19 protein-coding genes, 2 tRNA genes and 2 rRNA genes (1 of these 23 cut by a window edge) are annotated in these 22,127 nt (G+C 38.2%); 11 read left to right on the top strand and 12 right to left on the bottom strand.

Annotated elements, in window-relative coordinates; all coding sequences use genetic code 11:
• Positions 1-60 precede the first annotated feature (60 nt).
• From DESAMIL20_RS06585 to narI, 5 genes are read left to right on the top strand one after another with little or no spacing between them, the layout of a single operon-like run.
• On the top strand, positions 61-3,702 hold the full coding sequence (locus DESAMIL20_RS06585; protein ID WP_086034011.1) for a nitrate reductase subunit alpha: 3,642 nt from the start codon (positions 61-63) through the stop codon (positions 3,700-3,702).
• The gene (gene narH / locus DESAMIL20_RS06580; protein WP_086034010.1) at positions 3,699-5,138 is read left to right on the top strand and encodes a nitrate reductase subunit beta; all 1,440 of its coding nucleotides are present in this window, start codon (positions 3,699-3,701) and stop codon (positions 5,136-5,138) included. The genes DESAMIL20_RS06585 and narH overlap by 4 nt, the downstream gene beginning before the upstream one ends.
• A gap of 1 nt (position 5,139) precedes the next feature.
• Entirely contained in the window at positions 5,140-6,414 is a 1,275-nt protein-coding gene (locus tag DESAMIL20_RS06575; RefSeq protein ID WP_086034009.1) for an MFS transporter, read from the top strand.
• A 4-nt stretch (positions 6,415-6,418) separates the two neighbouring features.
• Positions 6,419-6,916, top strand: coding sequence for a nitrate reductase molybdenum cofactor assembly chaperone (gene narJ / locus DESAMIL20_RS06570; RefSeq protein WP_086034008.1), 498 nt, complete (start codon positions 6,419-6,421; stop codon positions 6,914-6,916).
• Positions 6,903-7,601, top strand: coding sequence for a respiratory nitrate reductase subunit gamma (gene narI / locus DESAMIL20_RS06565; RefSeq protein WP_086034007.1), 699 nt, complete (start codon positions 6,903-6,905; stop codon positions 7,599-7,601). The genes narJ and narI overlap by 14 nt, the downstream gene beginning before the upstream one ends.
• A 119-nt stretch (positions 7,602-7,720) precedes the next feature.
• On the opposite strand, the gene DESAMIL20_RS10590 is transcribed toward narI, so the two are convergent.
• The 3 genes from DESAMIL20_RS10590 to DESAMIL20_RS10580 all read right to left on the bottom strand — a co-directional run bounded on the left by DESAMIL20_RS10590 (position 7,721) and on the right by DESAMIL20_RS10580 (position 8,770).
• Positions 7,721-7,867 (bottom strand): hypothetical protein, encoded by a 147-nt coding sequence (locus tag DESAMIL20_RS10590; RefSeq protein WP_204218578.1) that lies wholly within the window; start codon positions 7,865-7,867, stop codon positions 7,721-7,723.
• Between the two features lie 14 nt (positions 7,868-7,881).
• On the bottom strand, positions 7,882-8,334 hold the full coding sequence (locus DESAMIL20_RS10585; protein WP_204218577.1) for a hypothetical protein: 453 nt from the start codon (positions 8,332-8,334) through the stop codon (positions 7,882-7,884).
• 91 nt (positions 8,335-8,425) lie between these two features.
• A complete protein-coding gene (locus tag DESAMIL20_RS10580) occupies positions 8,426-8,770 on the bottom strand; it encodes a hypothetical protein (RefSeq protein ID WP_204218576.1) in 345 nt (114 codons plus the stop codon).
• A 564-nt stretch (positions 8,771-9,334) separates the two neighbouring features.
• Between DESAMIL20_RS10580 and DESAMIL20_RS10790 the strand changes: the two genes are divergently transcribed.
• Complete coding sequence (locus DESAMIL20_RS10790) at positions 9,335-9,835, top strand: type II secretion system protein (protein ID WP_158090545.1); 501 nt, start codon at positions 9,335-9,337, stop codon at positions 9,833-9,835.
• Positions 9,836-9,946: 111 nt separating this feature from the next.
• On the opposite strand, the gene DESAMIL20_RS06550 is transcribed toward DESAMIL20_RS10790, so the two are convergent.
• From DESAMIL20_RS06550 to DESAMIL20_RS06535, 4 genes are all read right to left on the bottom strand, one after another.
• Positions 9,947-11,044, bottom strand: coding sequence for a cytochrome c biogenesis ResB family protein (locus tag DESAMIL20_RS06550; RefSeq protein WP_086034006.1), 1,098 nt, complete (start codon positions 11,042-11,044; stop codon positions 9,947-9,949).
• Positions 11,031-11,984 (bottom strand): c-type cytochrome biogenesis protein CcsB, encoded by a 954-nt coding sequence (gene ccsB / locus DESAMIL20_RS06545; protein WP_086034005.1) that lies wholly within the window; start codon positions 11,982-11,984, stop codon positions 11,031-11,033. Before ccsB ends, DESAMIL20_RS06550 begins: the two co-directional genes overlap by 14 nt.
• Positions 11,985-12,111: 127 nt before the next feature.
• Positions 12,112-13,563: a multiheme c-type cytochrome gene (locus DESAMIL20_RS06540; protein WP_204218575.1), complete on the bottom strand. Its 1,452-nt coding sequence runs from the start codon at positions 13,561-13,563 to the stop codon at positions 12,112-12,114.
• Between the two features lie 31 nt (positions 13,564-13,594).
• On the bottom strand, positions 13,595-14,125 hold the full coding sequence (locus tag DESAMIL20_RS06535; protein ID WP_086034004.1) for a cytochrome c3 family protein: 531 nt from the start codon (positions 14,123-14,125) through the stop codon (positions 13,595-13,597).
• A 172-nt stretch (positions 14,126-14,297) separates the two neighbouring features.
• Here DESAMIL20_RS06535 and DESAMIL20_RS06530 point away from each other — a divergent pair, with 172 nt between their 5' ends.
• Positions 14,298-15,305, top strand: a complete 1,008-nt coding sequence (locus tag DESAMIL20_RS06530; RefSeq protein WP_239393399.1) for a HoxN/HupN/NixA family nickel/cobalt transporter — start codon at positions 14,298-14,300, stop codon at positions 15,303-15,305.
• Between the two features lie 43 nt (positions 15,306-15,348).
• On the opposite strand, the gene DESAMIL20_RS06525 is transcribed toward DESAMIL20_RS06530, so the two are convergent.
• From DESAMIL20_RS06525 to DESAMIL20_RS06505, 5 genes are all read right to left on the bottom strand, one after another.
• Positions 15,349-16,674 (bottom strand): sensor histidine kinase, encoded by a 1,326-nt coding sequence (locus tag DESAMIL20_RS06525; protein WP_086034003.1) that lies wholly within the window; start codon positions 16,672-16,674, stop codon positions 15,349-15,351.
• Positions 16,671-17,339: a response regulator gene (locus DESAMIL20_RS06520; protein WP_086034002.1), complete on the bottom strand. Its 669-nt coding sequence runs from the start codon at positions 17,337-17,339 to the stop codon at positions 16,671-16,673. Before DESAMIL20_RS06520 ends, DESAMIL20_RS06525 begins: the two co-directional genes overlap by 4 nt.
• Positions 17,340-17,408: 69 nt before the next feature.
• On the bottom strand, positions 17,409-17,780 hold the full coding sequence (locus DESAMIL20_RS06515) for a PepSY domain-containing protein (protein ID WP_086034001.1): 372 nt from the start codon (positions 17,778-17,780) through the stop codon (positions 17,409-17,411).
• A gap of 68 nt (positions 17,781-17,848) precedes the next feature.
• Positions 17,849-19,069, bottom strand: coding sequence for an ArsB/NhaD family transporter (locus DESAMIL20_RS06510; protein WP_086034000.1), 1,221 nt, complete (start codon positions 19,067-19,069; stop codon positions 17,849-17,851).
• Positions 19,070-19,072: 3 nt separating this feature from the next.
• The gene (locus DESAMIL20_RS06505) at positions 19,073-19,258 is read right to left on the bottom strand and encodes a hypothetical protein (RefSeq protein ID WP_086033999.1); all 186 of its coding nucleotides are present in this window, start codon (positions 19,256-19,258) and stop codon (positions 19,073-19,075) included.
• A gap of 218 nt (positions 19,259-19,476) precedes the next feature.
• On the opposite strand from DESAMIL20_RS06505, the gene DESAMIL20_RS06500 reads away from it, so the two are divergent.
• From DESAMIL20_RS06500 to DESAMIL20_RS06485, 4 genes are all read left to right on the top strand, one after another.
• Positions 19,477-21,044, top strand: a 16S ribosomal RNA gene (locus DESAMIL20_RS06500).
• Between the two features lie 81 nt (positions 21,045-21,125).
• Positions 21,126-21,202, top strand: a tRNA-Ile gene (locus DESAMIL20_RS06495).
• 6 nt (positions 21,203-21,208) lie between these two features.
• Positions 21,209-21,284, top strand: a tRNA-Ala gene (locus DESAMIL20_RS06490).
• 86 nt (positions 21,285-21,370) lie between these two features.
• Positions 21,371-22,127, top strand: a 23S ribosomal RNA gene (locus DESAMIL20_RS06485) (it continues 2,265 nt past the right edge of the window).
• Together the 16S and 23S rRNA genes with 2 tRNA genes alongside form the textbook arrangement of a ribosomal RNA operon.

Below are 22,127 nucleotides of genomic sequence, written 5' to 3'. Positions count from 1 at the left end.
AATTTTTTTTCAAAAAAGCTGCTATATTATATTAAAACAGACAAAAAAAAAGGGGGATATATGGGTTTTCTAGAGCGATATTCTTTTTTTAAAAAGCCTCTCAAAAGCACAGACAAATTTAGTGAAACGAGAAATGAGGATAGAACATGGGAAAACGGCTACAGAAATAGATTTGCTTATGACAAAATAGTAAGAAGCACGCATGGTGTCAACTGCACAGGTTCTTGTAGCTGGCAAATTTTTGTAAAAAACGGCATTATTACATACGAGATTCAACAAAACGATTACCCCCAAACCCAAGTTGGTCTTCCAGAATACGAGCCACGCGGTTGCCCAAGCGGGAGCAGCTACTCAAGCTACCTATATAGCCCTCACCGCGTAAAGCATCCTATGATTAGAAGCGATTTATTAAGGCTATACAGAGAAAAAAGAAAAACTCTAAACCCAATAGAAGCCTGGAAGGCAGTTGTAGAGTCAAGCGATAGTAAGCTCTACAAGCAAAAGCGTGGTGCTGGTGGTTTTGTTAGGGTTAATTTTGATGAAGCGCTTGAGATTATTGTAGCGGCAAATATCTATACAATTAAAAAATACGGTCCAGATAGAATTTTTGGTTTCAGCCCAATTCCAGCTATGAGTATGGTGAGCTATGCCTCTGGTGCTAGGTATTTATCATTAATTGGTGGCGTGGTTGGTAGTTTTTACGATTGGTACTGCGATTTACCGCCTTCTTCACCGCAGGTATTTGGCGAGCAAACGGATGTTCCAGAATCAGCTGACTGGTACAACTCCACATACTTAGTGCTGTGGGGTTCAAATGTGCCGCAAACAAGAAGACCAGACGCACATTTTTACACAGAAGCCCGCTACAAAGGGACAAAAACAGTCGTAATATCGCCAGACTTTAGTGAAGCTTCAAAGTTTGCCGATGTATGGGTGGCACCGCGGCCTGGCACAGACGCAAGCCTTGCACTTGCAATGGGTCATGTTATTTTTAAAGAATTTCATATAGATTCAACCAATGACTATTTTAGCAGTTATGCAAAACGCTACAGTGATATGCCGCATCTTGTGATTTTGAAAAACATAGGAGATTATTTTGTTACAGATAGATTTTTGAGAGCCTCTGATACAATTGCTAACGCCTCAGAATCAGACGATTGGAAAACCGTTGTCATTGATTCAAACACAAAACAGCCTGCAGTAATAAATGGCAGTATCGGTTTTAGATACCAAGACAATGGTAAATGGAATTTACACACAAAAGACTCACTAACAGATACAGACATTGACCCAAAGTTAAGTCTTATTGATTTGGCAAGCGATGTTGTTGAGGTAGGCTTTCCAGATTTTACAAATAGCTCTATTATTAAAAGAAAAGTACCAGCACTAAAAATTAATAAAAATAACAATGAGTATTTAGTCGCAAGTGTATTTGATTTGTTAGCCTCCCACTATGGGATTGATAGAAACCTAAATGACCCAAATACCGCTAAAAGCTATGATGACGAGTGCGCCTATACACCAGCTTGGCAGGAAAAAATTACCGGCGTAAAAAAAGAAATTGTTATTAAGATTGCACGAGAATTTGCAAAAAATGCCCTTTTAACAAAAGGTAAAACTATGGTAATAATTGGTGCTGGTGTTAATCATTACTATTATACGGATACAATTTATAGAAGCGTAATCAATATGCTTACAATGTGCGGTTGCATAGGCCAATCAGGCGGTGGTTGGGCACATTATGTTGGTCAGGAAAAGGTAAGACCGCTTGCAGGCTGGAGTGCTGTTGCATTTGGGCTTGATTGGTATAGGCCGCCTAAGCAGATGAACTCCACATCGTTTTATTACTTTCATACAGACCAATTTAGATATGAAGATGTAAAAATTGGTGATTTATTGTCGCCTTTGGCAGAAAGTACATACAAAGACTACACGCCAGCGGATTTTAATGTAAAAGCAATTAGAATGGGATGGCTGCCCGCTGCACCTTATTTGGATAAAAACTCAATAGAAATAGTAAAAGAAGCGCAAACCCAAAACATTGATCCCAAAGAGTATCTAATAAACAACCTAAAAGAATCTAAGATAAGATTTGCTTTTGAAGATCCAGACAACCCGGTTAACTTTGTGCGAAATATGTTTGTATGGCGGTCAAATTTGCTTGGCGCAAGCTCAAAAGGTCATGAGTACTTTTTAAAGCACTTGCTGGGTGCAAAATCTGGTGTTTTGGCAAAAGAAATAGACGAATCAAAAAGACCAAAAGAAATTGTCTGGAGAGAGCCCGTTGATGGTAAGCTTGATCTGCTTGTAACACTTGATTTTAGAATGTCTACTACCTGCATATATTCAGACATTGTGCTTCCTACTGCAAGCTGGTATGAAAAGGAAGATTTAAGCACAACTGATATGCATCCTTTTATTCACCCATTTTCAAAAGCGCTAGACCCCCTGTGGGAAAGCAAAGACGATTGGGATATTTTTAAAGAACTCTCAAAAAAGTTTTCTGAGCTTGCAAAAGATTATTTAGGCGTTCAAAAAGAGCTTGTATTATCACCCCAGATGCACGATACAAAAACTGAACTGGCTCAGGCATTTGAGCCAAAGGACTGGAAAGTTGATAATGTTGAGATTGTGCCTGGCAAAAACTTTCCATCGATTAGCGTTATTGAAAGAGACTACCCAAATGTTTACAAGCAGTACATTACGCTTGGACCATTACTAGAAAAAGTAGGCAATGGTGCAAAAGGTGTAAGCTGGGATACAAAAGATGAAGTTGAGTTTTTAAAGAGACTAAATGGAGAAATAGATAATAGGCCAAAAATTGAATATGCAAGGCAAGTGTGCGAGGCAATTTTGGAGTTAGCGCCAGAAACCAACGCAAAAGTTTCTCATAAGGCTTTTGATAATCTATCAAAAAAAACTGGCAGTTTGCACAACAGTGTAAGACCGCCTGTTGATTATAGTTTAAGATTTCAAGATTTACAAGTTCAGCCAAGAAGGACAGTTACATCGCCAATCTGGAGCGGTATTGAATCAAAAGATATACCATACAGCGCAAATTATCAAAATGTGCATGAGTTTATACCGTGGCGCACGCTAACAGGTAGAATTCAGTTTTATCAAGACCATAAGTGGATGCAGTTATTTGGAGAAAATTTTGCTGTTTACAAACCGCCCGTTAATGCTCAATCCCTAACAAACATTGAAAGTGGAGAAAATACCCTAACATTAAAATGGAGCACAGCTCACCAAAAATTTGGCATACACTCTACATATGTAGATTTACTTATACTACAAACCCTATCTAGAGGTGGGCCGCATATATGGATTAGCGAAACAGACGCTAAAGCTTTAGGTGTCAAAGACAATGATTGGATTGAAGCGTTTAATAAAAACGGTGTTGTTGTTGCAAGAGCGGTTGTAAGTCAAAGAATCCCAAAAGGCAGCGCCTTTATGTATCACGCCCAGGATAAAGTTATAAATACACCAATATCTAACAGAACTAACAATAGGGGTGGTGTCCACAACAGCGTAATTAAAATATTATTAAACCCTCTGCATATGATTGGCGGATATGCGCAATTGTCTTACTCGTTTAATTATTACGGCACAATTGGCTCAAATAGGGATGATTTTGTAATTGTAAGAAAATTAGAAAAACCTACCTGGTCGGCTATGACAAAAACAAAGGAGGCGCTATGAGGGTAAAAGCGCAGCTTTCAATGGTTTTAAATTTGGATAAATGCATTGGCTGTCACACATGCTCTGTTACATGCAAAAATGTATGGACAAAAAGGGATGGTTTAGAATATGCGTGGTTTAATAATGTAGAAACAAAACCAGGCATAGGCTACCCCAAAGGTTGGGAAAATCAATCACAGTATAAAGGCGGCTGGAAGCTTGAAAATAATAAATTAAAACTAAATTTAGGCTCAAGAAGCTCAATTTTGCTAAATATATTTGCAAATCCCTATATGCCAAAGTTAAATGACTATTACGAGCCTTTTGAGTTTGATTATGAGTATTTGAAACTCTCAAAAGACGAGTATTTTCCGTCCCTAAAACCTATATCAAGCATTACAAAAAAAGAAATGGAAATACAATGGGGTCCAAACTGGGAAGATGACCTATCAGGGGAATTTGAAAAACGCTCCCAGGATTATAATTTTCAAAATTTACAAAAAGAGATTTATGCAGAGTTTGAAAACACATTTATGATGTATTTGCCAAGACTCTGCAACCACTGCCTAAACCCAGCCTGCGTTGCAAGCTGTCCATCGGGGGCTATATACAAAAGGGACGAAGATGGTATTGTGCTTATTGATCAAAATAAGTGCAGAGGCTGGCGTATGTGCATTAGCGCATGTCCCTACAAAAAAATTTACTACAATTACAAGTCTGGAAAATCAGAAAAGTGTATACTGTGCTACCCTCGTTTAGAAGTAGGAAAGCCCACAGTATGCTCAGAATCATGTGTGGGCAAAATCCGCTATATTGGCGTTTTGCTCTACGACGAAGAAAAAATCGAAGAAATAGCTAAAACTCAAAATAAAGAGGAACTTTATGAAGCTCAGATGAGTATTTTTTTAAACCCATTTGATGAAGCCGTCATAAAGCAGGCTCAAATTGATGGTATACCTCAAAATTTTATAGAAGCAGCGCAAAATTCGCCAGTGTATAAAATGGTGGTAGAGTGGAAGATTGCATTTGGCCTTCATCCTGAGTTTAGGACACTGCCAATGAACTTTTACATACCGCCTCTGTCTCCAATCATAAACAAGCCAGAACTCTTCAGTGATGATAGTGTTTTTGGCAGTATAGAGGACCTGAGTTTACCAGTAGATTATTTGGCAAATATGTTTTGTGCATCGAATAGAGAGCCTATAATAATGGCATTAAAAAAACTTTTGGCACTGAGATCTTTTAATAGGCAAAAAAACGTAGAAGGCATAGTTAGCGATAATGTGCTCAAAGCAGTAGGATTGACAATTGAACAAGCTGAAAAAATGTACAATTTGCTTGCTATTGCAAAGTATGAAGATCGTTTTTGTATACCTACAGCGCACAGAGAGCTTGATGAAAATAATTTTAAAGGTCAAGGCTTAACGGGTTTTTTAAAAAATGATTTTGGAGGTTAAAATGGATCAAGTAAAAGGTACACCCGCTTCAGGTTTGTTTGGCGCTACGCTGGGATTCTTTTTTGGTTTTGCAGCTGTTGCGCTTTTTGGGCCAACCGCCGCAAAATTTAAAGATATTTTGCATCTAACACCGCCAATGGTAGGTCTTTTGGTAGCGATGCCTGCATTATCGGGTTCATTGCTTAGGATACCGTTTTCTGCTTGGGTAGATACCACAGGAGGCAGGAAGCCATTTTTAATCTTAATGTTAATTGCCATTGTTGGGCTTTTGGGTTTGTCTGTTGTTATATATATGGTTATGTTTAATAATTTAAGAAGCGGTGCATATGGATTTTTGCTGTTGTTTGGACTGCTTAGCGGCAGCGGTATCGCTATCTTTTCTGTTGGGATTAGCCAGGTTTCTTATTGGTATTCCCAAAAAAAACAAGGTTTTGCCCTTGGCGCATACGCAGGCGTTGGCAATTTAGCACCGGGTATTTTTTCTTTCCTGCTGCCAGTAGCTTTGCACAGGTTGGGCTTATTTAACTCTTACCTTATCTGGCTTGGGTTTTTGATTGTTGGGACAATTTTGTATTATATAACAGGCAAAAATGCACCTTACTTCCAATTGAGGCAAAAGGGCTTAGAGCCTGTAAAAGCGCTTGAGCAAGCAAAACAATCAGGTCAAGAGCTGTTTCCATCAAAAAGCCTTATAGAAAGCTTAATTGTTTCTGCTAAAAACTTAAATACCTGGCTGCTTGTAATTTTATACTTTACAACATTCGGCGGCTTTGTGGCTCTAACTGCATGGTTTCCAACATACTGGAAATCATATTTTGGTTTGAGTCTTGTGTATGCAGGGCTTTTAACTGCAACGTATTCTATTTTAACTTCTATTATACGCATACTAGGTGGTGCAGTAGCAGATAAAATTGGCGGATCAACAACAGCTATTATTTCTTTAACAGTTATGGGTATTGGCGCTTTGGGTTTGTTTTTGGCTAAGTCAATAGGCATAGCAGTTGCATCAGAGATTATACTTGCAGTAGGTATGGGTGTTAATAATGCTGCAGTATTTAAGCTTGTTCCAAAACTTGTAAGTAGTGCAATAGGTGGTGCAGCAGGCTGGGTAGGCGGACTTGGCGCTTTTGGCGGTTTTGTTATACCGCCTATTATGGGTGAGTTTGTTGCAGCCTATAAAAGCGCTGGGTATGCAAAGGGTTTTATAGTATTTGTGGTATTGGCTGTAGTCTCAATTGCCATTGCATACTACATAAAACTTAAAGCCAAAGCATAAAAAAATGAAAACCTTCAAGCTTTTTTCTGTGCTGCTTTTATACCCAGATAATGAGCTTATAAGCCACTGCAGTGAGTTAAAAAATTTTGTGCACAGCAGTAAATTGGGTTTTGTAGAGCCTTTGATAGATTATATGCAAAATTCAGAAGATTTAATTGAGCTGCAAAAAGATTATACTTTTATTTTTGATCTTACACCTGCGTGCAGTTTGTATATTTTAGAGCATTTTGCCGATGATAAAAATAAAGGCAAAAATCTCCTTGAGTTTCTTGAAAAGTACACGCAAAAAGGCTTAAACATAGCCCAAAATACTACGCCCGATTATCTGCCTATTTATTTAGAGTATTTATCTTTGATTGAAAAAGATAAAGCGTTAGCTGAAATTGATAGCTACAGCGATGTTTTTGATAAAATTTATAAAAAACTAAAGGGTTTAAATAGTCCTTATGCGCTTGTTTTTCAAGCATTAGCCAAAAAGGAGGTTTTAAGTGAGCTACCTTGATTATTTTTTATTTGGCATTTACCCATACATTGTTTTGGCTGTTTTTGTGGTAGGCAGTTTTGTAAGGTTTGTTTATATGCCTTTAAACTGGAAATCAAGCTCAAGTGAGTTATTGGAAAAAGACCAGCTAAGACTTGGTAGCAACCTATTTCACATTGGCATTATTGCATTGTTTTTTGGCCATTTGGGTGGCCTTTTGACGCCGCACTATATTTTTGGACTTTTTGGCTTAACAGATAAGACACATCAGATTGTAGAAATTTATGCTGGCTCAATATCTGGGATTATTTGTATAATTGGCGCTATTATACTTATTATCAGACGGTTTTTTAATGATTTATTGTACAATACCTCTACAACAATGGATTTAGTTGTCTTGTTGTGGATTTTTCTAACAGTCGCCGCAGGGTTGATGAGCCTGCCGTATTCTTACCTATTGGATAAAAACGGTGATTGGCTTGTTAATTTTGGAAATTATGCGCAGTCAATTGTTTTGTTTAAAGCAGGTGCCGTAAATTATCTAAACGGTATGCCTTTTATTTATAAACTTCACATATTTATGGGGCTTACATTATTTTTGCTTTTGCCGTTTAGCAGGCTTGTGCATATATTTAGCGGGGTTAGTATTTTCTTTTCATACCCTTTAAGGGCAAAGCAGATATTAAGAAGATACAGCAGTATATAAATCACCAATGATTTTTTGTTTATGCCAGAAGTGCAAAAAATAAAACGCGCTTTTGGCATATTTTTTAAGTTTTTAAAAGTGATTTTTTAATGCTTTAAAATTAGCCTTCGTGGCATTTATCATCTCTCGTTTATATTCCATATAGCGCTTTTGTCTGTTTTATGCATGATGCAATCTAGAGCTGTTTTAGCGCTAAGCATTGAGTGGTCCTGGTTGTTGTAGCGGTGCATACCATTTCTGCCAGCTAAGAATAAATTTTCAAACAAGTTAAAATAACCTTTTACTTTATTAAATTTTTCATAAGCGCCGAAGTATGCAGGGTAGCTTTCTTTTGTTTAATGACTGCGCCATCTAGCAAATCGCTTTTTTTTGCAATACCAATTTTTTCAAGCTCTTCTTTCGCCAAGTCAATTAAGCCTTTATCAGGCATGCTCCACAAAGCGTCTCCTTCGCTGCAAAAATACTCTAAACCCAGCCAAATTATATTATCCACATCTGCCACCATAAACGGACTCCAGTTGTTAAACAGCTGCAGCCTGCCCAAACCCATGCTTTTGTCCTGCACATAAATCCAATTGTCTGGTATTTTACATGCACCTGCTTCTTGTCTAAGTAGTTTTTTGTACAATAGGCCCACGCTTATAAAGTCTCTATAGCGCAAATTTAATGCAATATCGTAAATTTCTTTGTTTATTTTTGGGTTTATTATAGACGCTAAATCTTTTATTGGCATTGTTGAGATATAAAAATCAGCGATTAATGTTTGGGTTTAGTTTGTTTTGGTATTTAAAAGCTTTATGCTTGTTATTTTATATCCAGCCCTTTCAAAGCCAATTACTTTCAAAATAAATGCGCGACAATCTTTTGCGCTTCAACATACACTTTTGTATATATTTAGCTTCTTTTAGCGAACAAGGCTTGAGCAATTCTTCCCACCAATCCAGCACCCAATCAGATTTTGAAAAAAATCTATGCCCACCTATGTCTATGCGGTTTTGCTTGTAGCTGACAGTTTTTGAGATGCCCCAACCAAAGAGTCTTCTTCTACGATAAGGACGCTTTTGTTTTGCTTTGTTGCCTCTGTGGCCGCAGCAATACCAGTTGAGCTTGCGGTCGATTATTATTATGTCAAAGCGCTTTAGCATAAAAAAATATACCGTAGCCCCCATAAAATGGGTATGTAATGGCAGCACAAATAACACCTAAAATAACAAATCTAAAATTTACAAATTTACTTGCCAAATAAAAAATGCTAGCTAAAAAAAAGAGCTATCCCACAATAAGCAGTACAATTGCAGTTAAATCTAAGCCTAAAAGCTTTATAAAAAACGCATAAATGAAAGAAAAAATTGTGTAGTTGTTTTGCGAGCCAAATACAAAAAAAGGATCAAGGTGCAAATTTGGGTGTAGTTTAGTTAATGCTTGCCCCAGATACAGTATGCCGTCGTGGCGTATGCCGTTGCAGGTGTTGCGTTAAAAAAATGCAGATACCGCAAGCGCAACTAAGAATACCTTATATACATAATTATTAGCTTGCACTGAGTCTGTTTTTGTGTGTTTTTTTTCATATGCTTATTTTATTTTACAAACTAAAAATTGAATTGCAAGAAAATACTGCTAAAACAGCAAAAATTTTTTTCTAAAAAAATTAACTTTATGCAACGATTTTTCTTGACTTTTAATGATATTTTCATTTATTATAATTTACATATTTTATATTTAGGAGGTGAATCATGCTAAATCTAAAGCATGATGTGGCACAAAAAGGGACTTTGCAAAAGCAGGCGGGTTTTACTTTGATTGAGCTGTTGATTGTTATTGCAATCATAGCTATTTTGGCGGCTATTGCTATACCGCAGTTTTTGAAGTACAAACAGGGTGCGTACTTAGATTCTGTAAGAAGTGATGTGAAAAATGTCGTAACGGCGCTGGAGTCGTATGATGCAACTAATGGTATGTATCCAGGTCAAAGTGCATCAGGAACAGGATCTGTAGCGGTCCAGCAAATGACAGGCCCCGGAGCGTTTGACGCAAATGGGACTCTAGTTACTACTGGTACTAATGGTATATTTAACATTTCAACCGGCAATATTATTACGGTAACTGCTGATACCACTTGCACTAATGGCTACGTGGTGAGCGGCTATAACCTCAATATTACCAATACTAGTATTGGTGGTAAAGACAAGGCAGTTTCCTACAACTCCTGCACAGGTCAATACACTGGCTTCTAATCGCTTTTTAGCAAAAAGTACCGTTAGGGGAGAGTCGCTTTTTTAGCGGTTCTTCCTTTTTCCTTGTCTAATGCCTTGTCGTGCGCTTTTTGCTTAACAATTTTGATAATTTTAGAGCTTTTTTATCCTGTATACCCTGCGTCTAAACTTAAAAAAGATCAAAAGTAAGCTCGCAATAACAGCTAAAAAGCCCAAAATCACAATAGTAGAGCCTGGGTCTTTTGCCACGCTTAGTACTGTAATGTAGCTTTCTTCTGCACTGCTGAAGGCTATATTGATAGGGCCCAAATTGGCGCTGTCTCCTAACTTTATCCATCCAGAAGCACTACCTTGGGGTAGCTCTACATACAAAAGCGCTATGGGTTTTGAGTTGTAGTAGCTCAAATTTGCCAGATAAAACTGCGCATCATCGAAAAGCAATGGTTTGTGCAGGTAAAGGTTTTTATCAGTGCCGTTGATATTTAGAGCAATAAAGCTCTTATGTGGGTTTAGCTGGTAGCTTGCTTGATAAAACCACACGCCTTTGTATACAAAAGGATGATTTACCGTAGTAGTGAATGGTATTTTTTGATTGTTGTCTAGAATGTAGCCAGTGGTTTTATATTCAGATGGTATATTTTTGTCTTTGTAAAAGCTAACTGTAAAGTTTTTGTTGTAAATGGCAAAAGGCAGGCTTACATAATTGTTTCTTGTTATTATTATACTGCTTGATTGATCTTGTGGGATTTCCATTATACCGCGAAAACCCCAAATAGAGCCTACCAATGCTCCAAAAGCTATAATAAGTATACCAAAATGTATGCCGTATACGGCAAATTTTCTCACAGGGTATCTATAGGCTGCAATAAGATTATCTTTTTCTTGGACGTATAGTTTTTTTGATTTAAGCAGGGCTATTAAGTGCTCTTTGGCATTTTCTTTTTTGCTTTTATAGGTTTTATTTGGGGCGCTTGGGCTAAAGAGCGCAATTGTAACAGGTATCATACTCAGCGTGCACAGTACCAAATTTACAACAAACAAAACAATTAAAAGCAAAAACCATTTTGAGTAGTAAACATTATCCAAGCCTAAATCTTTTAGAAATTTAACATTGCCAGCAATCGTGCCAACGGCGCTGAAAAAAGCTATCAAGCTAAGCAGTATGACAGCAAGCGTTAAGCTCTTTAAAAAGCTGTATATTTTATCAATGACTTTGTTAATTTGAACCATAACTGTGCAACCCCGGTAGTACGAAATTTACGCCCAAGTATGTAATAAGCACGCAGACAAACCCAATAACGCCCAGATAAGCTAAAAACCTCACACTTTTTTTCTTTCTAATAAAGTGTAGATTTATTAAATACACAATCCATGTGATAAAGCTCCATGTTTCTTTTGGGTCCCAGCTCCAGTAGCCACCCCAGGCGTATTTTGCCCAAATTGAGCCTGTAATAACGCCAATTGTAAGCAGTACAAAACCAAAAACAAGCGGTTTTTCAATCCATTCTTTTTTCTCATATGGCTTTAGTATAAAACCCAATACAAAAAGCATACTTGAAATGATTACCCAAAACACAATGCCCACAGCAAACGGTTTTGAGTGTGTAATTGACACAATAAATGCTGTAAACATCAAGCTAAGCAGTGCGCCAAAAGACATTGAACCAGTAATTTTATCGCTGTATCTTTTTGATGTATACAAAACAAATGCGCTTGCGGCAAAATTTATTGCAAAACCAGCGTACGCTAAAAAAGAAGTAATGACATGTGCTACAAGCCAGTTGCTTTTTAGGGCTGGAATTAGCGGCTCAATGTGTTCGCTAAAGCCAGCAATTGATAGGGCAAGAAGTGTTGCGCTGATTACAATAGAGCTTAAAAGAACTATAAAGTTAGAAGTTTTTTTAATTATAATTGTTTGCAAAAACCCCAAACATAAAGTAAAAAAAACAAATGATTCAAAAGCGTTTGTAACAGGCAGATAATTGTATCCTTTTTGGTATGTTTCTATAGTTCTTAGCGCAAAATACAAAAATTCAACAAAAAACGCTAAAACAAAAATACTTTTCCCCGCTACATCAAGGCTTTTTTTCTTTACTATAAAGCTCAAGATTAAAACGATGGCGCTTGCAATATAAATAAAATTAGAAATCGACAAAACATTAGAGTACATTTAAGACCTCTTTCATACTAAAAATCATTTGCAACATCCCAACCTTTTTTATCATACTATTTTTGAATCTGCTTTTCAATGGTAAAAAAAGCCAAAGTGCTTAAAACAAACACTTTGGCAAAATTGCTTACTCGCCCATACCAACGCCGCCAATTTGATTTGGATCGATTTTGCCATCTTTCATGCGTTGGTTGTAAATTGCCTGCAGTATTCTTAGGCTTTGCTGTAATTGAAATACGCCGTGCCAATGAGAGTAATCTGGTCCTTCCATTACTGCACCCTGGCGCATTCTTCTGCCTTCGTGGTGCCACATATAGTAGTATGTTCTAAAGGCTGGGTCTGCCCACGGGTCTTTCATCATTAAATGTTTCTTTTCTAATGTATTAATCATTTCGCTTGCTGCATGGGCGTATTTGTTGTAAAGCTCTATTTGTTTATCAGCCATAGCTAAGTAGTTGTTTGCAAATGATTGGGTGTGGCATGATGCACATACCTGAAGCATTTCCTTTCTTGCTTCCTGAGGTCCTTTGGGGTTTCCAGCAAGAGGGTTGCCTGCTGTTAATTTGCCAGTTTTCATATATTCAAAAGCCGCAGTTTCATAACCGCCTGTTCTTTCTTTTGATATTGGTGCCCAAAGGTTCCACTTTAGCCTCATATCAACATTATGCGTTGGCTGTAAACCATTTACACCGCTCATATGACATGTAGCGCATGTTGGAGCATCGTAGTCTACACCTGGAATCCATGCACCAGGAGGGCTGCCCCAATGCCATTTGTCGCCGTGAGCTGCAAATAGTGCCCCGTGAACGGAGTTATTATACACTTCTATATCCGGATGGTCTGGGCCAAGGTGGCATGTAGCACAGGATGATGGTTTTCTTGCCTGCGCTATAGAAAATTGATGATTAAAGTGACAGGAGGCACAATTGCCAACCCCGCCGTCTGGGTAAACATTACCTATGCCGTGGCTTGGCCAGGTGCCTTGTGTGGGCTCATGGTTTGGTCCCATTTTTATGATAGAGCCGTGACATTGAGCGCACCCTGTAAGCACTACCGCATCTTTGTATTCAGGCGCACCCATATCTTCATGCGCAATCAACCCCTGATCGGGCTTTAGCGCTAGGTGAAAGGCAGCTCTTGCATGGCCGCTTTCTTCAAACTCTTTAACTTCGTTTGGATGGCATTTTGCACAAGTTTTAGGCGATACCATTTTGCTCACATATATATTTGTGCCTTTTACACCAGGGCAGTTTTGGTTTGCCATTGGGTTATCTTTCGAAACGCCGTGGCAGTCAATGCAGCTTACACCTGCATGAGCCATAGAACTTTTTGACCAATCCTGCACAATAGCAGGTGTTTTTTGAGCATGGCACTCTATACATGAAGCTGCCTGTTTCGTTACGCCTTTGCCTTTTGATAGAGTTATTTTTTCAGAGTATGCAATATTGGCATAGCGCAAATTCGAGTTGTTTAGAGAAACATTTGGGTTGTCAGCTACAACTTGATTTTGAGTTTTGTTAGCCTTGCTTAGATACCAACTAGCGCTACCTACAATGACCAAAAGAAAGATAACACCCACAATTACCAATGTTTTTTTTCATAAGAGCCCCCTATGACTTAATAAATTCTTTTAAATCTTTATGACCTACATTGCTGTGGCAGTCTACGCATGATTCGTTGGTTGTTTTTGCAAAATATGCTCTGTGGGCTAAAAATGCCCTTTGGTTTTGCAGGGATTCTTGCTGTAAGTTGCTGTGGCACTTTAGACAACCACTATCGTATACAAATTTATTTGGCTCTTTTAATTTTTGTTCCCAGTTTATCTTTGAAGTATTTGTAAAAAACTCAAAAAATACATCGTTGATACCAGTTTTAGCTTTTGTATATAAATAATTTGCAACATTATTATGCGGTAGATGGCAGTCTGTACATTGAGCTTTAAAGCCAAATTGATTGTTTCCTCCATGTACATCCAACCCGTATGATTGGGCCATCGGCTGCATAGAGTGGCATGAGGCGCAAAAATTTTCCCCAGCTGTTTTTTCAACACCAATATATGTTGCATAAGAGAATATAACACCAACTAATACACCAACTATGCTCATTATAACAACTTTTTTAAGCCACGGCTTTTCTTGCATAAATACCCCGTTACTTACAAATTTTCTATTAATTTATCATATATTTTTTAGAAATAATTGACTTATGTCAATTATCTAACTTTTTTACTACATGTGATTTAATTTTTTTTCAATCAAAATGTAATTTTTTAGTATTATTATTTAAATTAAAGTAATACTATGGAGGGGGGAAGTGTCTTTTAGATCGCGCGCTGTTTTAATGTTTGTTTTTATTATACTGTTTAATCTTGTGGCATGGGGCGCCTTTTTTTATCTGGTGCGACTAAGTCCTGTTCTTTCAAGCTTAGGTTTGCTTGCTTATTTTTTTGGTTTAAAGCATGCATTTGATGCAGACCACATAGCAGCTATTGACAATGTAACTAGAAAACTAAGGCAGGACGACCAAAAGCCTGTGGGCGTGGGGTTGTTTTTTTCTTTAGGTCACTCAACAGTGGTTATTTTGTTGTCTTTTGGTATTATTGTAGCGGCAATGGCAATTCACACACACATGGATTTTTTAAAAAATTTTGGCAATATTTTTGGTACCACCGTTTCGGCTTTATTTTTAACAATTATAGGTATTTTAAACTTAATAGTGGTAAAAAGCCTTTATGATTTATCAAAAGAATATCAAAAAGGCAATATTAAACATGAAGAAATTGATAACTTACTAGCCAAAAGGGGTCTTATGGGAAGATTTTTTGGTTTTTTGTACAAAAAAATTAATAAAAGCTATCAAATGTATCCCATTGGGTTTTTGTTTGGGCTTGGCTTTGATACTGCAACAGAAGTAGCGGTGCTTGGCATCTCAGCCGCTTTAGCAAAAAATTCACATTTGCCTATATGGGGTATATTGGTGTTTCCATTTTTATTCACAGCAGGTATGAGCCTTATGGATAGTTTAGACGGTCTTGTTATGATGAAAGTGTATGATTGGGCAATGAATGATGTAATAAGAAAGTTATTTTTTAATATTTTTGTAACAGGAGCAAGTGTATTTGTAGCCTTGTTTGTAGGAACAATTGAATGGATTCAGGTATTGTCTAGAAAGTTAAATCTAACATCGCCTTTTTTTGTATTTGTCCAAAACATACCTTTTAGTAAGTTAGGCTTAGGTGTTGCTGCTGTTTTAATTTTGAGTTGGTTTGGAGCCTATATTTACTATAAAAAGGCGTATGCAAAGATGCAGGTTAAAGGATAAAAAAGGGGACAGGCTACTTTTTTACTTTATTTTTATTTTTTTTCTAGAAAGCAACTGTTGCTTTCGTGCCAATATTGGGTGTGCTCTGAATCTCAATTTTAGCTTTGTGCAAATCAAGAATTTCTCTAACAAGGCTAAGGCCTAACCCTAAGCCCTCAATTGTTTTTGCCCTTGAAGGGTCAGCGCGGTAAAATTTATCAAAAACCTTATCTAAATCTTTGTCTGGTATGCCAATGCCGCTGTCTAGTATTTCAACAGCTTTTTTATCTGGATCTATTGTAATATCAATTGTGCCGTTTTCTTTATTGTATTTTACCGCATTGTCTAATAAGTTTAAAAAAACTTCCATTATGAGTGTTTCGTCTACTTCGGCAAAAAATGTATTGCCTTGAATGCTAAAAGCTATGCGCTTTTTTTCTAACTGTTGCTTTAAAAGCGAAATAGACTTCTGGATTATCTCTTTAATATTGCAAGCTTTTTTCTCTATAAGTTTTGTGTTTTCTATTGAAATTAGCTTCAAAAGAGTTTCTATAATGCCTTTCATGTGCACGGCGCTGTCTTTTATTTGATTTATTGTGTTAATGTATTCTTGTAAGCTGCGCTGTTTCCTTAGGGCCATTTCTGTTTCCATCAGTATGACGCTCAGCGGTGTTTTAAGCTCGTGAGATACATCGCCAACAAATTGCTTTTGTCTGATAAAAACATTGTCAAGGCGCTCAAATGTGTGGTTAAAAGCTACTGCAAGAGGTTTTAGTTCATCTGCAACATTTTCATCGATATGACTTTTAGATAAATTGGACTCAGAAAGCTTGTTTATTGTCTGAGAAATTTTCTTAATAGGCTTTAGCATTGTATTGACAATAAATAGCCCGCCCAAAGCACTCAAAAAAATTGCAATTACTATTGCTATAGATAGTATACCAAGGTAGGTTTGAAGCAAATCTATTTGGTTATCAATATCCTGGGCGCATTCTATGGTAAATTGTTTGTTATTTATCGAAAAATTAAACGGTACGATGCGAACAGGTTCATTTTTAAAATTAACCGTTTGGGTTGTGTTTATGATAGGTAGTTCATAATTGCCTAAAGACTGAGATTTTTCAATTATTTTGGAGCCTTGAATTATTTGAAAATAGTGTTTTGAGCGCTGTGAGTATTCTTTAAGAATTTCATCTGAAAACTTAAAATTAACCCCTTCGTCTTCGCTAACAAGCGTAGCAATAGCTTTAGCTTTTGTGCTTAGTGTATTATCTATAGACTTTAAAACGGTATCTTCAAGGCTAAAGTATAAAAAGACACCCAATATACCAAATATTACAAAAGATATAGCGCAGTAATATATAAACAATCGAAACTTTATAGAGTTCACTCTCTTATGCTATAACCCATGCCACGAACTGTGTGGATAAGTTTTTTGTCGAAGTTTCTATCTATTTTATTTCTAATCTTATTGATAAATACATCGATAATATTGCTATCTAAATCAAAATCCTCATTGTATAAATGCTCAATAATTTTGGTGCGGCTTACCACTTTATTTTTGTTTGCTGCCAAAAACTCAAGCAAAGCGTATTCTTTAGCAGAAAGCTCTATTGCTGCACTTGCCCTTTTAACTGTTTTCTCGGCAGTATCAATTTCTAATTCACCAATTGTGATGATTGGGCTTGAAATTGCATACCTTCGTCTTATAATCGCCTTTGCTCGAGATAGTAATTCCTCAAAGGAAAATGGTTTAGTGAGGTAATCATCAGAGCCGCTATCCAAACCCAAAACTTTATCTTTTACAGTATCTTTAGCCGTAAGCATAATTACAGGTGTTGAATTGTTTTGATCTCTGAGTTTTTTTAGCAAACTAATGCCATCAAGTATTGGTAGCATAATATCAAGGATAATAGCATCGTATGTATTGTTTTTTGCAAAATAAAGGCCATCTTCTCCGTCATAGGCAATATCAACTGCGAACCCTTCTTCTTCGAATCCTTTTTTTATTAAATTAGCTAAGGTTTTTTCGTCTTCTACGATTAAAAGCTTCATTGCAACAATACTACCTCACTTTTTAAAGTTTTTCAAGAAAAAAAGGGGCACCAAAGTACCCCTTTTGATTTAGTCGTTTTCTTCAGCGCTTTCTTTTTGGGAATCTGCTTTGTCTTTTTCAATTTTCAAAATTTTAGCGTTTTTTGCATCAACTTTTACTTCATGAATCTGATTATTTGATGCAACTTCTACGTCCCACACTAAGTATCCATTTTCATTTTCCAGGCCTGCTTTGATAACTTTACCGGGTTGAGCCTTCAGTGCGCTTGCCACTGCCTGATCAATTGTGAGACTTGCAAGGTCAGCATAGTTTGCCTCGTTATCATGCATGATTTTGATAGAGCCGTTTAGTTGATTGCTTGCTGTTGCAATGCCTGCTGCCGAAGTCGTAAGTAAAAGTCCTCCTAAAGCCAAAGCCGCTAGTTTTTTTGTGTTTTTCATAACACACCTCCATTTTTAAATCTTAAAGAGGACTATACTCACGCTACATTAATAGAACATTAACGCAATTAGATAATTGCAAAAACAGCTAAATACACAAAAATATTGATAATGGTGAGAATTATTGAGTATTTAAAAAATTCAAATGAGGTGATGGTTCGCTGTGTGTACTTTTCTAAATTTTCAGCAACAATAATATTGCTTGCTGCCCCAAGCAAAAAAATATTTCCAGCAATAGAACTTGCCACAGATAAAGCTAGGTAAGGTTGCCATCCTAAATGATAGGAAGAAAGTATTTGTAAGTAAAGCGTAACAAGCGGGACATTTGATACAAACTGACTTGCAAGCGTTGTTATAATAAATATTACATATACTGAAGCAAGGTTTAAATGACTGCCTGCAATATAGGTTTGCAAAACATTAGAGTCCCAAAATGCTTTTATCAAAATAAAAAGTCCAATGAAAAAAATTAATGTTTTGTAATCAACATCTTTAATGATTGTTATCCTTTTTTTATGCGAAAGCACAATTGCAGCAGGAATCAAAGCGATGTACAGCAAAGGCATATCGGTTATAAAAAAAGCTTTTAAAAAAACCAAAACAATAAGGGCAATAATTGAGTATATTGATAACATTACTAAACTTTCATCGCTAAATTCTGGTTTTTTTGTTTCGTGGCATAAAACTTTTTGTTCAAAATTAAATTTAGCGTATAAAAAAAGCAAGATTAAATTTAAGATTGTGGGCAAGGTTAAGTATTTTGCATATAAAATAAAAGGATTTGAGTGAGGAATATGGCTTACAATTAAGATATTTTGTGGGCTACCAATAGGACTTGCGCAAGAGCCTATTGTAATTGCAAGCATGCTTACAATTATTAGTTTTTTGGGGTTAAGATGCAATGTTTTTGCAAAAATTAAAATAATAGGTGTAATGATCGCAGCCGTTGTATCATTCATCAAAAAAGAGCTTGCTATTGCACAAAAGAAAATAATAAACAAAAGCAAACTGTCGATATTTTTAATATACCTCAAAATGTAGTTGGTTAAGAATTTTGCAAGGCCACTTTTTTCTACAGCGCTACCTACGCAAAACATCCCAAATAGAAAAAAAATAACATCAAAATTTATTGAATAAAAAGCTTGCTCTAAGCTTATACGATCCGTTATAAGGCATACTACGGCAGCCCCAAATGTCAACTGCCATATGCGTATTTTGAATTTGCCTATATTCCTTACTAAACTTAAGGCAAATACACTGATTATTAATAAGGTAGGTATGTACTGCAATTTTTATTTATCATTATCGTCTATATAATCTTTTACCCACTCTATCTCAGCATCTTTTGGTGCTTTTGATTCTATAATTGCTTTTGCTTGTTCTTCGTCAATGCAGTACTCACTGATTCCAAAGGCTTCACATGTTAAATGAAGCTTATCATTCTCTTTTTTTACTTTGGCAACTACCTTTTCTTTCATGTTTCCTCCAACAATTTATACTTTAGTATATAACAAACTACCAAAAATTTCAATATGTATGCAAAATATCCCTATCCTCTAAAGACTTTTTAAAATTTTAGAAAAACATCTCCAACCCCTTGACAAACTAATAGTTTTAGAATATATTACACAACTGTCGCTTATGACAAGTTCTTTGAAAAATTCCAGATGAAGAGCAAATAAACAACTTTTAGTTTTTTACTGAGAGTTTGATCCTGGCTCAGAATGAACGCTGGCGGCGTGCTTAACACATGCAAGTCGTACGTGAAAGAAGGGCAACCTTCAAGTAAAGTGGCGCACGGGTGAGTAACACGTGGATAACCTGCCCCAAAGTCTGGGATAACGCGCCGAAAGGTGCGCTAATACCGGATACCTTTATGCCTCATAAGAGGTATAAAGAAAGGAGGCCTCTGCTTGCAAGCTTCTGCTTTGGGATGGATCCGCGGCCTATCAGGTAGTTGGTAGGGTAATGGCCTACCAAGCCTACGACGGGTAGCTGGTCTGAGAGGACGATCAGCCACATTGGGACTGAGACACGGCCCAGACTCCTACGGGAGGCAGCAGTGGGGAATATTGGGCAATGGGAGAAATCCTGACCCAGCAACGCCGCGTGGAGGACTAAGGCCTTCGGGTTGTAAACTCCTGTCAGCAGGGAAAAAGGTTATAAGAGCTAATACCTTTTATAGCTTGATGGTACCTGCAGAGGAAGCACCGGCTAACTACGTGCCAGCAGCCGCGGTAATACGTAGGGTGCAAGCGTTATTCGGAATCACTGGGCGTAAAGGGCGCGCAGGCGGTCTTGTAAGTCTAAAGTGAAATCCTTGGGCTTAACCCATGGGCTGCTTTAGATACTGCAAAACTCGAGTTCGGGAAAAGCAAGCGGAATTCCTGGTGAAGGGGTGAAATCCGTAGATATCAGGAAGAACACCAGTGGCGAAAGCGGCTTGCTAGAACGCAACTGACGCTTAGGCGCGAAAGCGTGGGGAGCAAACAGGATTAGATACCCTGGTAGTCCACGCCCTAAACGATGGATGTTAGGCGTTGGGAAGTACACTTCTCAGTGCCGTAAGCTAACGCGTTAAACATCCCGCCTGGGGAGTACGGTCGCAAGATTAAAACTCAAAGGAATTGACGGGGGCCCGCACAAGCGGTGGAGCATGTGGTTTAATTCGAAGGTACACGAAGAACCTTACCTGGGTTTGACATGCTAGTAGTAGGAGCTCGAAAGGGTAACGATTCTTGTCTTCGGGCAAGAAAGCTAGCACAGGTGCTGCATGGCTGTCGTCAGCTCGTGTCGTGAGATGTTGGGTTAAGTCCCGCAACGAGCGCAACCCTCGGCATTAGTTGCTAACAGGTTATGCTGAGCACTCTAATGCGACCGCCGGGGATAACCTGGAGGAAGGTGGGGATGACGTCAAGTCATCATGGCCCTTATGTCCAGGGCTACACACGTGCTACAATGGGATGTACAATGGGTTGCAATACCGCGAGGTGGAGCTAATCCCCAAAGCATCCCACAGTTCGGATTGCACTCTGCAACTCGAGTGCATGAAGCTGGAATCGCTAGTAATCACCGGTCAGCTATACGGTGGTGAATACGTTCCCGGGCCTTGTACACACCGCCCGTCACACCATGGGAGTTGACTTTACTGTAAGACGGTAGGCTAACCTGTAAGGGAGGCAGCCGTTCATGGTAGGGCCAGCGACCGGGGTGAAGTCGTAACAAGGTAGCCGTAGGAGAACCTGCGGCTGGATCACCTCCTTTCTAATTTTTTTAGGTGTAATAACCAACCCATAAGCTCTTCGTCTGGAATTATTGTTTAAGGTGTATAGCAAAGAAGCAGCCGGGCCTGTAGCTCAGCTGGTTAGAGCACTGTGCTGATAACGCAGGGGTCAGTGGTTCAAGTCCACTCAGGCCCACCAGTGAAAGGGGGCTTAGCTCAGCTGGGAGAGCGTCTGCCTTGCACGCAGAAGGTCAGCGGTTCGATCCCGCTAGCCTCCACCAACAGTTGCTTTTTTGCCCTGCACCTTGCAGTTGATCTTTTAAAAGAGAATAGGTAAATAATGCATCTAAGTATTAAAGAGCAAAAAGTTTAAGCTATTTACGGCATACGGTGGATGCCTTGGCAATTGAGAGCGATGAAGGACGTAGCAGGCTGCGATAAGCCTCGGGGAGCTGTCAAGCAAGCTTTGATCCGGGGATCTCCGAATGGGGCAACCCGGTAGAGTAAACCTCTACCATCTTTGCGCTTTGCGCAAAGAGGCAAACCTGGTGAACTGAAACATCTTAGTAACCAGAGGAAAAGAAATCAAACGAGATTCCGAAAGTAGCGGCGAGCGAAATCGGAAAAAGCCTAAACCTAAAGCTGTGTAAGAGAGTATTCGTTGCAGCTTCAGGGGTTGTAAGAAAAAGGAGTCTCGCTAAATACCCTTAGCGAGGGGGTTAGTTTGTTTCTAGTCGAAAACGCTGGAAAGCGTTGCCATAGAAGGTGATAGTCCTGTAGGCAAAAGGAACTAAACTGCCCTTTCCTTTTCTCTTGATTAGCTCGAGGCACGTGGAACCTTGAGTGAATCTGGGGGGACCATCCTCCAAGGCTAAATATGCTCAATTGACCGATAGTGCACAAGTACCGCGAGGGAAAGGTGAAAAGAACCCCGGCGAGGGGAGTGAAATAGAACCTGAAACCGTATGCTAACAATCAGCCATGGGACTATTGGGTAACCAAGTCTTTTGGCATGCCTTTTGTATAATGAGCCAGCGAGTTAATCTTCAAGGTTAGGATAAGAGGTATTAAGCCTCGCATCCATAGCGAAAGCGAGTCCGAATAGGGCGATTCATCTTGGGGAT

The sequence above is a fragment of the Desulfurella amilsii genome (assembly GCF_002119425.1).
Taxonomy (GTDB): Bacteria; Campylobacterota_A; Desulfurellia; order Desulfurellales; family Desulfurellaceae; genus Desulfurella; species Desulfurella amilsii.
Note: the sequence above shows the minus strand (reverse complement) of the source record. Positions and strands in the feature narration are given on the sequence as shown.